The following is a 14,788-nucleotide window of genomic DNA, read 5'->3' as shown; positions in this document are numbered from 1 at the left end:
CATCCCTTGCAAACGGTCAACAAACATCGTAATCCACGCTGCGAGGCCCTAGGCCGCCGTCTCACGCTCCCGTGCTTCGGCCTCGGCCACTACCTTGATCTCCACCATCAGCTTCTTGATCTCCGGCACGCACGAGCCACAATTGCCGCCCGCCTTCAGGCAGGCCGTCACCTGGCTCACTTCGCTCAGGCCCTGCGCGCGGATGGCGTTGCAGATGGTGTTGCGGCCCACGCCAAAGCAGGAACACACGGTCGGTCCGGTATCGGCACCTTTCTCGATGGGCTGGCCTACCAGCAGGCCGACGCGGTCCGCTTCTTCCAGTTTCTCCTTGGCAAAGAGCCCCGCCAGCCACGAGCGCGAGGGCAGGTCAGGTCGCGCCGACATGAACAGGCACATGTCGATGCGATCCTCCACAACGTGGACCGCGCGATAGCTGCCATCGCTCAAATCTTCATACTCCAGCCAGTCCGCATCATCGGCCTGCACACCCAGCAGTGCGCGCGCCCAGGCCGTATGGTCGCTGATGTGATTGCGTCCGGCCAGTTCATATCGCACAAAGTCGCGGCCCTGTACGCGCGTCCAATGCGTAATGTCGTCCAGGTCCAGCGCATGGCGCGTGAGAATGAAACCATGCCAGCCCACACGGAACTCCTCGATTGCTACCGGCGTGTGCTTGAACTCCGGTTCGCCCGAGACCGGGTCGACCACCGGATTGACCACCGCACCCACGCGCGCATCGGAGGCCGATTGCCCGTTCCAGTGGATGGGCACGAACACGTTGCCACGCGGAATGCCGCCGCCATGCTGCACGCGCGCCACCATCGCGCCCCAGCGACTGCTGATGCGCGCCAGGCCACCTTCACGCACGCCATACAGCAACGCATCCTGCGGGTGGATGTCGATGAAGGATTCAGGAATATGGCTGGCCAGCGTGGCCGACTTGCCGGTGCGCGTCATGGTATGCCAGTGGTCGCGCACACGACCGGTGTTGAGGATCAGCGGGTAATCCTCGCAGGGCGCATGCCCCGGCGCGCGCGGCGCGGTCGGTACAAAACGCGCACGCCCATCGGCGTGCGAGAAACGATGATCCTGCAAGACGCGCGCCGTGCCGCTCACGCTGCCATCGGACAAACGCTGCACCGGCCACTGGATCGGTGCCATGGCGTCATACGCAGCCTTGTCCATGCCGGTCAGGCCGGACAGGTTGAAGACACGCCGTGCACGCCCGCCATCGGTCTCGCCATTGCGATGGGCGGAGAGCCGCGCATGTTCATCGAAGATCGCATGCGGGCCGTCGAAATCGAATCCCGCAAAGCCCATGCGTCGTGCGACCTCGCAGATGATCTGCCAGTCACCGCGGGCTTGACCCGGTGCGGTGAGGAAAGCGCGCTGCCTTGAAATGCGGCGCTCGGAATTGGTGACCGTGCCGTCCTTCTCGCCCCAGGCCAGTGCCGGCAGCAGCACGTGGGCCAGCGCATTGGTATCGGTCTGCATGACGACGTCGGAAGACACCACCAGCTCGCACTTCTGCAGCGCGCGTTGCACCAGGTCGGCATCAGGCAGGCTCACCAGCGGATTGGTGGCCATGATCCACACCGCCTTGATGCGACCCTCCTCGATGGCGCGGAACATGTCCACGGCCTTGAGGCCCGGCTTGTCCGCGATGCGCGGGGATTGCCAGAAGTCCTGCACGATCTCGCGATGCAGGGACTGATCCAGATCCATGTGTGCGGCCAGCATGTTGGCCAGGCCACCGACCTCGCGTCCGCCCATGGCATTGGGCTGTCCGGTGATGGAGAACGGCCCCGTGCCCGGCTTGCCGATGCGGCCCGTGGCCAGGTGGCAGTTGATGATGCTGTTGACCTTGTCGGTGCCCACCGAGGACTGGTTCACGCCCATGGAAAAACCGGTGACGACTTTCTCGGTCTCGGCAAAGGCTTCGTAGAAGGCCAGCAGGTCTTGCAGATCCACCTTGCACAGACGCGCTACCGTGGCGGGATCGGCGCAGTCGGCATCGGCTACCGCCAGTGCCTCGTCAAAGCCGTTCGTATGCGCAGCGATGAAGGCGTTGTCACGCAGGCCGCGATGGGCCAGATAGCTCATCAGGCCATTGAAGAGCCACACATCGGTGCCTGCCTTGACCGGCAGGTGCAGGTCCGCCAGCTCGCAGGTCGCGGTGCGGCGCGGGTCGATCACGATCAGGCGCATGGACGGCCTGGTTTCCTTGAGCCTGGCGATGCGTTGGAAGAGGATGGGATGGCACCACGCCGCATTGGATCCGACCAGCACGATCAGGTCGGCCAGTTCCAGGTCTTCATAACAGACCGGCACCAGGTCTTCACCGAAGGCGCGCTTGTGGCCGGCTACCGCCGAGGACATGCACAGGCGCGAATTGGTATCGATGTTGGCGCTGCCGATGTAGCCCTTCATGAGCTTGTTGGCGATGTAGTAGTCCTCGGTCAGCAATTGTCCCGAGACATACAATGCGACGGCATCCGGACCATGTTCGGCGATGACGGCTGAGAACCTGCTCGCCACCTGCTCCAGCGCCTGATCCCAGGAGACCTGCTGCAATGCGCCTTGCGCATCGCGCACTTGCGGATGCAGCAGGCGGCCATCCAGATCCACCGTTTCCGCCAGGGCCGATCCCTTCACGCAGAGGCGGCCGAAGTTGGCCGGATGCTGCACGTCGCCCTGCACGCCGATGCGCCCATCGTCCTTGAGCGCAGCCGTCACGCCGCAGCCCACCCCGCAGTAGGGGCAGGTCGTCGAGGTGGTGGCCACGGCCAGGGCCAGCGGAGTCTGTGCAAGATTCATTGGTATCCTTTGTTACTGATTGCCGTCGGTAGCCTGCCGGCTAGGCCGCATGCTGGCACATGGCCTGTCCGAAGGGCAGTTCGCGCCGGAAGGCGCTGATGTCGCGGCCACTCTGGATCAGGTCGAAGTACCACGGGCCATCCTTGACATCGCCGTACAGCACCGCGCCGACCAGCCGCGAGCCGCGCAATACCAGGCGCTTGTAGATGCCGCGGCGAGGATCGCGTACCACCAGGTCTTCGGTATCCTCACCGCCGATGAAATCACCCGCCGAATAGAGGTCCACGCCCGTGACCTTGAGCTTGGTCGCCGTGGCCTGCTGCACATAGCGGCGATGACCGGCCCCGGCCAGATGTGCACCACAGACACGGGCCTGATCCCAGATCGGCGCTACCAGTCCGAAGGTGGCCTTGCGGTGCTGCACGCATTCGCCCACGGCATAGATGCGCGGGTCATAGGTTTGCAGGGTATCGTCGACGATGATGGCGCGTTCACAGTGCAAGCCTGCCGATTTGGCTAGCGCAATGTTGGGGCGCACGCCCGCTGTCATCACCACCAGGTCGGCGGGAATGCTGCTGCCATCCTTGAAACGCACTGCGCTCACGCGATCCGGGCCGACGATTTCTTCGGTATGGGCATTGAGCAGGAAGCGCAGGCCCTTGTCTTCCAGTGCCTTCTTCAGCAGGGCGGCGGCGGGCTTGTCCAGTTGCTGGTTCATCAGCGCGTCAGTGACGTGCACCACGGTCACGTCCATGCCCTGGCGCATCAGGCCATTGGCCGCTTCCAGTCCCAGCAGGCCGCCGCCGATCACTACCGCATGACGGTGCGTGCGCGCCGCTTGCAGCATGATGTCCACGTCCTGAATGTCGCGGAAGGCGATCACGCCCGGCAATTGATGGCCCGGCACCGGAATGATGAACGGCGTGGAGCCGGTCGCCAGCAGCAGGCGGTCGTATTTCACCGTGAGGCCAGATTGCGCGTGGACGGTGCGCTGGCGGCGGTCGATCTGGATGACGGGATCGCCCGCATGCAGGGTGATGCCGTTGTCCTCGTACCAGGCACGCGGGTTGAGCATGATGTCATCGATGCTCTTGTCACCGGCCAGCACCGGCGAGAGCATGATGCGGTTGTAGTTGCCGTGCGGCTCGGCACCGAAGACGGTGATGTCGTAGAGGTCCGGCGCCAGCTTCAACAATTCCTCCACCGTGCGCATGCCGGCCATGCCATTGCCGACCACCACCAGCGAGGGCCTGGCTTGCGTGTTGTCGGCCGCGGTCACCATCTCAGCCACCGATCCAGACTTTGCCGCCATCGATGCGCGCCGGCCAGGCCGGCACCGAGTGGGCAGGTTCTTCCAGGCACTGGCCGGTGGTCAGGTCAAAATGATGCTTGTAGATGGGCGAGGCCACCACGATGCGTTCGCCCAGATTGCCCACCAGCCCACGCGAGAGCACGGCGGCCTGCGCATTGGGATCATAGTTGCCGATGGCGAAGACGCGCGGTTGCGCCTGGCCCTGGCTGCGGTCGATGACATGGAAGATGGCTACCTGCTGGTCACCGATCAGCGCGGCCACACCGGTGTTGGGGACGATCTCGGCCAGTTCGCAGACCGGAGTCCATTGCTTGATTTGTTGGTCGCTGTGCATGCTGGGCTCCTTCTTACACGGTCTCGGCGACGACGGGAATATCGAGCAGCTTCTTCTCGGCCACCGTGGCCGGACGGATCTGCCCGCGTTCCTCGACGAACTTGATGTTGCCATCGGCCGCCTTGCTGTTGACGAAGTGGCGGAAGCGCTTGCGCGTTTCCGGATCGGTGACGGCCTTCTTCCATTCGCACTGGTAGGTGTCGACCACGCGCTGCATTTCGCTCTCCAGTTCGGCGGCAATGCCCAGCTTGTCATCGATGACCACGCTCTTGAGATAGTCCAGTCCGCCTTCCAGGTTCTCGCGCCAGGTGCTGGTGCGTTGCAGGCGGTCAGCGGTGCGCACGTAGAACATCAGGAAACGGTCCACATAACGTGTCAGGGTGTCTTCATCCAGATCGGAGGCGATCAGTTCGGCATGGCGCGGTTTCATGCCGCCATTGCCGCAGACGTAGAGATTCCAGCCCCTCTCGGTGGCGATGATGCCCACGTCCTTGCCTTGTGCCTCGGCGCATTCACGGGTGCAGCCGGAGACGCCGAACTTGATCTTGTGCGGCGAACGCAGGCCCTTGTAGCGGTTTTCCAGACGCACCGCGAAGCCCACGCTGTCACCCACGCCATAGCGGCACCAGGTCGAGCCGACGCAGGACTTCACCGTGCGCAGCGACTTGCCGTAGGCATGGCCGGTCTCGAAACCGGCAGCGATCAGTTCTTCCCAGATGTCCGGCAACTGGTCCACGCGGGCACCGAACAGGTCCACGCGCTGCCCGCCGGTGATCTTGGTGTAGAGGCCGTATTTCTTGGCGATCTGGCCGACCGCGATCAGACCATCGGGCGTGACTTCGCCACCGGCCATGCGCGGCACGACCGAGTAGGTGCCATCCTTCTGGATGTTGCCGAGGAAGTAGTCGTTGGAATCCTGTAGTCCCGCGTGTTCCTTCTTGAGCACGAAGTCGTTCCACAGCGAAGCCAGCACATTGGCTACCATTGGCTTGCAGACATCGCAACCCAGACCCTTGCCATGCCTGGTCAGCAGTTCATCGAAGCTCTTGATCTGGCCCACGCGCACCAGGTGATGGATTTCCTGGCGCGAGTAGGGGAAGTGTTCGCAGACGTGGTTGTTGACCGCCAGACCCTGTTTCTTCATCTCGGCCTTCATCACCTGGGTGACCAGGGGCACGCAGCCGCCGCAGGCGGTGCCGGCCTTGGTACAAGCCTTCAGATCGCCGATAGTGGTGATGCCCGAGGCGACGGCTGCGCACAGCTGGCCCTTGGAGACGTTGTTGCAGGAGCAGATCTGCGCCGATTCCGGCAGTGCATCCACGCCCAGGCCTGGTTTGGCCTTGCCGTCCGATTGCGGCAGGATCAGGAATTCCGGCGACTCCGGCAGCTCGATCTTGTTGAGCATCATCTGCAAGAGCGTGCCGTATTCCGAGGCATCGCCCACCATCACCGCGCCCAGCAAATGCTTGCCGGATTCGGAAACGACGATCTTCTTGTAGATCTGCTTGCGCTCATCGGTGAACTGATACGAACGGCTACCGGCTTGCTTGCCGTGGGCGTCGCCAATGCTGGCCACGTCCACGCCCATGAGTTTCAATTTGGTGCTCATGTCGGCGCCGTTGAAGGCGGGCACTTCGATCGCTTCATCGCGGTGCGACAGCAGATGTTTGGCGGCGGTGCGGGCCATGTCGTAGCCGGGGGCGACCAGGCCGAAGATCTTGCCGTTCCACAGCGCGCATTCGCCGATGGCATACACGGCCGCGTCGGACGTGAGGCAGCTGTTGTCGATGACGATGCCGCCACGCTCGCCCACCTTCAGGCCGGCCTGGCGCGCCAGTTCGTCACGCGGGCGGATGCCGGCGGAGAAGACGATCATGTCGGTTTCCAGGTGCGAGCCGTCTTCGAAGTTCATGCGATGGGTGTGCTGCTTGCCATCGACGATCTCGACCGTGTTCTTTTGCGTATGGGCCGTCACACCCAGTTCCTCGATCTTCTGGCGCAGGATGCGGCCACCGCTTTCGTCGACCTGCACCGCCATGAGGCGTGGGGCGAATTCGACCACGTGCGTTTCCAGCTTCAGGTCGCGCAGGGCCTTGGCGCATTCCAGCCCCAGCAGGCCACCGCCGATGACCACGCCGCTCTTCGAACGGTTGCCGCATTCCAGCATCGCTTCCAGGTCTTCGATGGTGCGATAGACGAAGCAGTCCTTGCGCTGGTTGCCTGCCACCGTCGGCACGAAGGGGTAGGAGCCAGTGGCCAGTACCAGTTTGTCATAGGACAAGGTCTCTTCTGCGCCAGCCACGTTGACCAGTACCTGCTTGCGTTCCAGGTCGATGTGCTGGGCCTTGGCATTGAGCTTGAGATCGAACTGCACCGGACTGCGGCCTGCATCGAAGAAGCCGGGCGCGACCAGTGACAGGTCTTCTGCGCTCTTGCCGGCGAAGAATTCGGAGAGATGTACGCGGTCGTAGGCCGGGCGCGGTTCTTCGCAGAGGATGGTGACCTTCAGATCGGTCGCGCCGCTCTCGGCCAGGCATTCCAGGAATTTATGGCCGACCATGCCGTGGCCGATGACGATGATGTTCATGGCGTATCTCCTCAGGCGGCAACTTTGCTGTCGGCCAGGACGGCATCGCCGTGCTTGTCCGAGGCGGTGAAGCGGATGGCCACCGCGCACAGGGCCGAGATGGTCACCAGCACGCCCAGCATCGACAGGGTCTGCTGGGTATTGCCCAGGCCCTTCATCAGGAAGCCCGCCGCCACAGCCCCCACGTTGCCGCCAGCGCCGATGATGCCAGCCACGCCACCGAGCGCCTTGCGGTCGATGAAAGGTACCAGCGCATAGGTCGCGCCGCAGGCCATGTGGGTGAACAGTCCGAAGCACAGCATGGCGATGATCGCCGCCACCACGCTGCCGGCATGGGCGAACCACAGCAGTCCCAGACCTTCACCCAGCATCATCACGAAGAGCAGGGTGGCACGGCGGTTCAGACCGCCACGCAGGGCCACCTTGTCGGAGATGAAGCCGCCCAGGGCACGGGCAAACAGCGCCAGCAGGCCGAAGCTGGCCGCAGCGATGCCGGCCGACTCCAGCGAGAGCTGGAAATGTTCGACGTAGTAGATGGCGGCGATGTTGTGGATGAAGATCTCCACGCCGAAGCAGGCGCCGTAGGTGATGAAGAGCATCCACACCCGATAGTTGGCAGCGGCCGCGCGGAAGCTGGCCCAGCCGCCGCGCTTGCCGCTTTCGATGCTCACGCCGGCGGCGCGCAGATCGTCATAGTTGCCTTCCGGGCAGTCCTGGGTAAAGCGCCAGTAGAGTGCGGCCATTACCAGCATCAGCACGCCCGGCACCAGCAGTGCCGCGCGCCAGCCCCAGCTGTGCGAGACGCCCAGCATCAGCATGGCCGCCATCAGCAGGGGCATGACGCCCTGCGCCACGCCACCGCCCGCATTGCCCCAGCCGGCCGTGGCCGCGTTGGCCGTGCCGACCACGTTTGGGGCGAACATCACCGAGGTGTGATATTGGGTGATGACGAAGCTGGCACCCACTGCACCGATGAGCAGGCGGAAGAAGAGGAAGCTCTCGTAGCTCTGCGCGAAGGCCACGCCGATGACGGGCACCGCGCCGATCAGCAGCAGGCCGGTATAGGTCTTGCGCGGGCCGAAGCGGTCACACATGGGGCCGATGATCAGGCGCACCAGAATGGTCACGGCCACCGCCGCGATATTGATGTTGGCGATCTGGCCGGGGGTGAGGTGGAGCTCCCCCTTGATGACCGGCATCAGCGGCGCGCAGGCGAACCAGGCGAAGAAGCAGACGAAGAAAGCCATCCAGGTCAGATGGAAGGCGCGCATCTGGGGCGTGCCCAGGGAGAACAGCGCGATACGATTGGATTTGCTCATGTCGGGTCCCTTGAAAACAAAAAGGCGTCCGCTCAAAACCGAGGCCTTGCCTCGTTTCAAGCGGACGCCATTGTCCGTGTGCATTGCAGATCCATCGTTAGATCGGCATCAGATTGGGGGATCGTCCTTGATCCCGATGATCATTGAGCAAGGGTCGTGCCAGCCGGCGGGATTGGACCGAGAGGGCCGTCGCGAGAGGGTTTGCGGGAGGAAGGGTGGGGTCGAAGCGCGACATTGGGCGAAGCCAGCATCACCGATATATATCATTGCATGATGTATTCAGGTGCGGCCTGCGCGTTCGTGGTGCAGTGCATCGTGGCAGTGCGAGCTGGAAATGGGCAGGGGCAGTGCAGGAATGGAGGGGTGGTCTTGCCGCAGGGCCATGTGGCGCTTCAAGGGCGGATGACAATGTGTTTGCAGGCGTGATGCGGTCTCAGTCTTCTTCGCGGGCGCTGATGTCGGCGCGCTCGACATCGCTCTTGCGCAGCCATTGGCGGTGCAGGAAGTGTTCCAGCGGGCGGCCCACCACGAACAGGGCCAGGATCAGGCCGGTAGCCATGAGCGCCACGCGCCACCAGCCGGCCCCGCAGACGATGCCCACCGCCGCCGTGACCCAGATCGAGGCCGCCGTGGTCAGTCCGCGCACCTTTTCGCTGCGCTGCTCATGGATGATGACCCCGGCACCGAGGAAGCCGATCCCGGTGATCACGCCCTGGATGGTTCGACTGATGGCATCGCGGTTCTCGGCCGTGGCCTCCAGCGCAAAATTCATGGCGGCCATCGTCACCAGTGCCGAGCCCAGCGATACCAGCCCCAGGGTCTTCATGCCGGTGGGCTTGCCGCGCAGGTTGCGGTCGATGCCGATGACGCAACCGATGAGCATGGCGAAGAGCAGTCGGTAAAAGATTTCCAGGTGATCGGTCATGAGTAGGCGTGTGCAGTGCGCGAAGGCGACATTGTAACCTTCGGCGGGCCCCATTCTGGCGTGGCCTGCAGGTCGGATACACGCGATCGGATACACGCGATCGGATGCAGTCTCCATCGCGTGGTCCACCGGACGCGGGGACGTATTCAGGGCAGGGTCTGACGCAATTCGCTGGGACTGAGTCCGTAGTGCTGCCGAAAGCGCATCGCGAAGCGCGATGGCGAGTCGTAGCCGCATGCCGAGGCGATATCGGCGATGGGTAAGGAGGAGGCCTGCAACTGGTCCAGCGCCAGTCCCAGTTGCACCTTGTCCAGCAGTTCCCGAAAGCCGGTTTGCTCCCGTGCCAGCCGCCGTCGCAGGGTCGAGACGCTGCAGTGAAACGCCTCGGCCACGCGTTCCAGGCTACGCTGCTCGGGAGGCAGCATCAGCAGGACCTGTTCGATATGGTGGCTGATGGCGTCGCCGCGCTCACGCAGCAGGCCGCCGATGGCGCCGCGCAGGCTCAGAGCCAGCAACAGACCCTCGGCTGCCTGGCATTGCAGCTCGCTCGCGGCGTCGTCGCGGATGCAGTCCTGCAGATGACGCCAGGCGCGCAGGATGTCGGCATCCTGCGCTACGCTGCTGACGGCGCTGACATCGCGCGCCTGCACGCCCTGGCCGGGATAGTGCAGACGGAAGCGCTCGATCAGTGCCGGCGGCAGCGAGATCATGTCCGCGGCATACTCGCCGCCCTTGGGCAGGTTGGCGACATTGACCCGGGTGCCGGCAGCGATGAGCACCAGTACATCTTGTGCGCACACCAGATGGCGGTGGCCCCACTGTAGCCGCTTCTTGCCCTGGCGCACGTGGCAGATGCTGGCCAGGCCGATGAAGACCTGGCGCAACTGCTGTTCATGACGGGCGCGGATGCGCGTCAACGCTGGGCGGGGACCATGGGTGAAGGGCAGGATGGCAATGTCACTTTGCATGCGGGAGGTCACGTCCGTAGTAGGCGGTCAGCCGGGCCTGGCCGAGGGCGGAGGCATTGAGGAAGAAGCCGAGCATAGCACCGCTGGCTTGCGCATCCAGTGGCAATTTTTCGGTATTGAGTGCCCAAATGACGAATTGATAGCGATGCGGCTTGTCGCCTGGCGGCGGGCAGGCGCCGCCGAAGCCGCTGCTGCCGAAATCGGTGCGACCCTGCATGGCCCCTGCGGGCAGGCCACGACCTTGGGCATCGATACCGCCCGGCAGGCTGGTGGTGGAGGCCGGCAGGTTGAACACGGTCCAGTGCCACCAGCCGCTGCCGGTGGGAGCATCCGGATCATAGACGGTCACGGCAAAACTCTTGGTGCCGGCCGGCGCGCCCGACCACGACAACTGCGGCGAGCGGTTCGCGCCCATGCAGCCGAAGCCGTTGAAGACTTCAGAGATCGACAGCATCTGGCCGTCCTTGATGTCGGTGCTGCTGACCGTGAAATCGGCGGCCTGGGCCGACAGTGCAGAAAACGTCAGGGCCGCTGCGGCCACGCAATTGCGGAGAAAGGACATGAAAGCGCTCCAGTGAAGGTTGAGAAGCGCCCATGGTAGAAGGCCGATGACAGATACATGGTGCAGAAAACGTCAGCCTCGGTGCAGAAAGCGTCAATGCACCCGATAGCGAGACCGGGCGGGCTTGTGTCACACTGGCGTGGATGGTCTGCCTTCGGAAGGTCAGGCTCTCCGGTTTTCCTTCCTTTTCCTTTTCCTTTTTCTTTGTCATGGCTGCTGTCCGTTCCGTTTCGTGTTCTTCTGCTGGCGCAGCGGTTTGCGCGTCGGACCACGCGGTGCCGCGCCTGCGCGTGCAAGACCTTGGTTCGGCCGTTGTGGCACCGCTCAGTTTTTCGGTGCAGGCCGGCCAGTGCCTGGCGGTGGAAGGCGCATCCGGCGCCGGCAAGACGCGCCTGCTGCGCCTGATCGCCGATCTTGACGAAGGGCAGGGCGAAGCCTGGCTGGAGGGCCGGTCGCGCAGTGCCATGCCGGCCCCCCAATGGCGGCGCCAGGTGCTGTATCAGGCGGCTGAGGCGGCGTGGTGGGACAGCAGCGTCATGGCGCATCTACAGCCGCAGCAACGCGAGGCCGCCTGTACGCTGGCGATGCGCCTGGACTTGCCTGCCAGTCGCCTCGAAGCCGATCTGACGCAATTGTCGACCGGTGAGCGCCAGCGTGCCGCGCTGATCCGGTCTTTGCTGCAGCGGCCCGCCGTGCTCATGCTGGATGAACCGACCAGTGCGCTCGATGCCGATAACGTGGCCCGGGTGGAAGCCGTCTTGCGGGAGGCCATGCAGCAGGGCATGGCGCTGCTGCTGGTGACGCATGCGCAAGAGCAGGTGCAGCGTCTGGCCAGCGGTGTGCTGCGCGTGATGAAGCGGGAGCGCGCATGAGCGTCCTGGAATTGTCCTCTGGCGACCTGGCCTTGTCGGCCATCCTGGTGCTGGTCAACGCCATTGCGTCGCTGGCGCTGGGTTTGCAGATTCACCGTCCACTGCTGGTAGCGGCGCTGCGTATGGTGGTGCAACTGCTGCTGGTGGGGCTGGTGCTGCGCTGGATTCTCGGCCATCAATCGCCCTGGCTGACGGCGGTGGCGGTGCTGCTGATGATCGCCGCCGCCGCACGCGAAGTCGCCAGCCGTCCGCGTACGCCGCTGGCGGGCAGCGCCGGACTGCGCATCAGCGCCGTCGTGGTGGGTACGGCCTCCCTGCTGACGGTGGGATTGGCCTTGTCCACGGCGCTGCGTCCTGATCCCTGGTACGACCCGCGCTATGCCATCCCGCTGATGGGGATTGTGCTGGGCAGCGTCCTCAATTCGGCCAGCATCGCGCTGGACGCCTTCCTCACCGGGGCACGCCAGTCGACGGCCATCATCGAAGCGCGGCTGGCATTGGGCCAGACCCGCCAGCAAGCCTTGCGTGCGCCGCGCATGGCGGCCATCCGCAGCGGCTTGCTGCCGGTCATCAACCAGATGTCGGCGGCGGGCATCATCACCCTGCCGGGCATCATGACCGGCCAGGTGCTGGCCGGCATGGATGCCTTGTCGGCCGCCAAATATCAGATCCTGTTGATGTTCATCCTGGCCGGGGCCAGCGGGTTGGCTGCCTTTGGTGCGGCGACGCTGGCCATGTGGCGATTGACGGATGGGCGGCAGCGGTTGCGGTTGGATCGGTTGCGGGATCAGACTCGGACATAGCAATAGTTGCTTGATCATTGTTGAGCACGGTTGCTGATCGGAGGGACGGTGAAGGCCTCTGGCTCTGCTGCTTGGCCAGCATTTGCAGTCGAGCTTTTATAATGATCTCGCCTCCATACTCTCAGCGAGTCATCATGAACCTCACCCCCCTAGCCATCCTGCTGGTCTTCCAATGCCTGGGCGAAGGCGCCGCGCAATTGCTGGGCCTGCCCATTCCCGGTCCGGTGATCGGCATGCTCCTGCTGCTGATCGCCTTTCTCTCATCCCCGCGTCTGGCGCAGCTGATGGAGCCCACTTCCTGGGGCATCCTGCAGCATCTGTCGCTGCTGTTCGTACCCGCCGGGGTTGGCGTGATTGCCGCCGCCGGCCAGCTCAAGGGCGATCTGCCGGCCATCGTGGTGGCGCTGGTGGTGAGTACGGTATTGGCCATCGCCGTCGGTGCGCTGGTGACCAACGCCGCGATGAAGCGCTTCTCCAGCGCGCGGCAGGCAACCGGCGATGAGGAGGAAAACTGATGCACGGCATGGCTCGTCTGACCGATGTCTGGGTCTATCTCGCGGCTTCGCCGCTGCTGGGGTTGACCACCACGCTGGTGGCCTATCTGTTCGCGTTGTGGGTTTACCGCCGCCTGGGCTACAACCCGCTGGCCAATCCGGTGTTGATCGCCATTGCCATCGTGGTCAGCATCCTCACCCTCACGCATACACCCTACAAGACCTACTTCGAGGGCGCGCAATTCGTCCACTTCATGCTCGGCCCGGCCACCGTGGCGCTGGCCATGCCGCTCTACAAGCAGTGGCACAATTTCCGCCGCGCGGTGCTGCCGCTCTTGCTGGGACTGGCGGCAGGGTCGGTGACCGCCGTGGTCTCGGCAGTCGGCATTGCCTATGCGATGGGGGCTTCGCGTGACATCGTCATTTCCATGGCTCCCAAGTCCGCCACCACACCGATTGCCATGGCCATCTCGGAACGCTTCGGCGGCCTGCCTTCACTGACCGCCGTGCTGGTCATCTGCACCGGTATTCTGGGCGCAGTGCTGGCGCGCTACGTGCTCAACTTCCTGCGCATCGACAGCCACCCCGTGCGCGGCTTCGCCCTGGGCGTGGCCTCGCATGGCATCGGTACCGCGCGTGCCTTGCAGGTCAGTGCCGAAATGGGCGCATTCGCCGGACTGGGGATGGGGCTCAATGGTGTCTTCACCGCCGTGCTGGTGCCGGTGCTGATGCCCTTGTTCCTGCGCTGGACTGCGCATTGAAAATGAAATAAATGATTTACGCCGCAGGTCGGGGGCACCACGGCGGTACCTTGAATTGTTCCACCAGGAAGTCACGCATGCGCTGCACCTTGGGCGGCAGATGAGTGCGGGTGGGATAAAGCGTATGCACCACCAGTTGCTCACCGGTGCTCCAGCCCTCGAACAGCTCCACCAGTTCTCCGGAGCGGATGGCAGCATTGACGATGAAGTCTGGCTGAATCGCAATGCCCTGGCCGGCCACGGCCATGGCACGGCAGGTGGCACCGTTGTTGACGTAGACGGTGGAGCGCACGCGTACCTGGCAGGTGTCGCCGTGCTCATGCCTGAAATGCCACTCGTCGCCGCCATTGCGGTAGCTGTAGGAGATGAAAGGGAAGTCACGCAGCTCGGCCGGAGTCTGCGGTGTGCCGTGCCGTTGCAGGAAGCCCGGTGAGGCGCAGGCGATCATGCGCACCGGCGCCAGCGGGCGCGCGACCATGCGGCTGTCACCCAGGGCGCTGATGCGGATGACCATGTCGAATCCCTCTTCCAGCAGATCGATGGTGCGATCCGACAGGGTGATGTTGAGCGTGATCAGGGGATTGCTCTCGGTGAACCTACCCCACAGCGGTGCCAGCTGTTCCACCCCAAAATCCTGCGGCGCGCCGATGCGCAGCCGTCCACAGGCCTGGTCGGAATTGAGCCCGACTTCGCTCTCCACATCCTGAATCGATTCCAGCAATTCCTTGCAGCGAGTGAAGTAGACGCGGCCTTCATCGGTCAGCGAAAGCCGTCGCGTGGTGCGATGAAGCAGGCGGATGCCGAGAAACTGTTCCAGTTCCGACACTTGGCGCGAGACCGCCGGTTTGGAGAGGCCCGTGACATCCACCGCGGCCACGAAGCTGCCGCTCTCGACCACGGCCACAAAGGTTTCCATCGCTTGCAACTTGTCCATGGCTGCCTTCCGATCCGCAAGAAAAATACCGGCCAGACTGCCACAGGCAAACAGATTTGCCCATGCTACGTTTGGATAATGGCGCGCTGACGCAATACCT

General features: G+C 63.9%; 13 protein-coding genes. 4 read left to right on the top strand and 9 right to left on the bottom strand.

What is annotated here, in order from left to right:
• Positions 1-48: 48 nt before the first annotated feature.
• The 8 genes from ACODSZ_RS04120 to ACODSZ_RS04085 form a co-directional block, all read right to left on the bottom strand.
• Positions 49-2,817, bottom strand: coding sequence for a molybdopterin-dependent oxidoreductase (locus ACODSZ_RS04120; RefSeq protein ID WP_488927087.1), 2,769 nt, complete (start codon positions 2,815-2,817; stop codon positions 49-51).
• Between the two features lie 40 nt (positions 2,818-2,857).
• The gene (locus ACODSZ_RS04115; RefSeq protein WP_008329804.1) at positions 2,858-4,099 is read right to left on the bottom strand and encodes an NAD(P)/FAD-dependent oxidoreductase; all 1,242 of its coding nucleotides are present in this window, start codon (positions 4,097-4,099) and stop codon (positions 2,858-2,860) included.
• A 1-nt stretch (position 4,100) separates the two neighbouring features.
• Positions 4,101-4,463, bottom strand: coding sequence for a nitrite reductase small subunit NirD (nirD, locus tag ACODSZ_RS04110; protein ID WP_008329803.1), 363 nt, complete (start codon positions 4,461-4,463; stop codon positions 4,101-4,103).
• Between the two features lie 13 nt (positions 4,464-4,476).
• A complete protein-coding gene (nirB, locus tag ACODSZ_RS04105) occupies positions 4,477-7,050 on the bottom strand; it encodes a nitrite reductase large subunit NirB (protein ID WP_488927086.1) in 2,574 nt (857 codons plus the stop codon).
• A gap of 11 nt (positions 7,051-7,061) precedes the next feature.
• Positions 7,062-8,369 (bottom strand): MFS transporter, encoded by a 1,308-nt coding sequence (locus ACODSZ_RS04100; protein ID WP_488927085.1) that lies wholly within the window; start codon positions 8,367-8,369, stop codon positions 7,062-7,064.
• Between the two features lie 433 nt (positions 8,370-8,802).
• Positions 8,803-9,294 carry an MgtC/SapB family protein gene (locus ACODSZ_RS04095; RefSeq protein ID WP_175344582.1) on the bottom strand — a complete coding sequence of 164 codons (492 nt, stop codon included), beginning with the start codon at positions 9,292-9,294 and terminating at the stop codon, positions 8,803-8,805.
• A 146-nt stretch (positions 9,295-9,440) separates the two neighbouring features.
• On the bottom strand, positions 9,441-9,719 hold the full coding sequence (locus ACODSZ_RS04090) for a helix-turn-helix transcriptional regulator (RefSeq protein ID WP_488927096.1): 279 nt from the start codon (positions 9,717-9,719) through the stop codon (positions 9,441-9,443).
• Positions 9,720-10,251: 532 nt separating this feature from the next.
• Positions 10,252-10,824, bottom strand: a complete 573-nt coding sequence (locus tag ACODSZ_RS04085; RefSeq protein WP_488927084.1) for a kinase inhibitor — start codon at positions 10,822-10,824, stop codon at positions 10,252-10,254.
• 275 nt (positions 10,825-11,099) lie between these two features.
• On the opposite strand from ACODSZ_RS04085, the gene ACODSZ_RS04080 reads away from it, so the two are divergent.
• The 4 genes from ACODSZ_RS04080 (at position 11,100) to ACODSZ_RS04065 (ending at position 13,754) form a co-directional block, all read left to right on the top strand.
• Positions 11,100-11,696, top strand: coding sequence for an ABC transporter ATP-binding protein (locus ACODSZ_RS04080; protein WP_366915582.1), 597 nt, complete (start codon positions 11,100-11,102; stop codon positions 11,694-11,696).
• Positions 11,693-12,499 carry an ABC transporter permease gene (locus ACODSZ_RS04075; RefSeq protein ID WP_488927083.1) on the top strand — a complete coding sequence of 269 codons (807 nt, stop codon included), beginning with the start codon at positions 11,693-11,695 and terminating at the stop codon, positions 12,497-12,499. The genes ACODSZ_RS04080 and ACODSZ_RS04075 overlap by 4 nt, the downstream gene beginning before the upstream one ends.
• 134 nt (positions 12,500-12,633) lie before the next feature.
• Entirely contained in the window at positions 12,634-13,014 is a 381-nt protein-coding gene (locus ACODSZ_RS04070; protein ID WP_175344577.1) for a CidA/LrgA family protein, read from the top strand.
• Positions 13,014-13,754, top strand: a complete 741-nt coding sequence (locus ACODSZ_RS04065; RefSeq protein ID WP_488927082.1) for an LrgB family protein — start codon at positions 13,014-13,016, stop codon at positions 13,752-13,754. Before ACODSZ_RS04070 ends, ACODSZ_RS04065 begins: the two co-directional genes overlap by 1 nt.
• 16 nt (positions 13,755-13,770) lie before the next feature.
• Here ACODSZ_RS04065 and ACODSZ_RS04060 read toward each other — a convergent pair whose 3' ends face one another.
• A complete protein-coding gene (locus ACODSZ_RS04060) occupies positions 13,771-14,688 on the bottom strand; it encodes a LysR family transcriptional regulator (RefSeq protein WP_175344576.1) in 918 nt (305 codons plus the stop codon).
• Positions 14,689-14,788: the final 100 nt, after the last annotated feature.

The organism is Herbaspirillum sp. FG34, from assembly GCF_057809315.1.
This window is presented reverse-complemented; position numbering and strand designations above follow the sequence as displayed.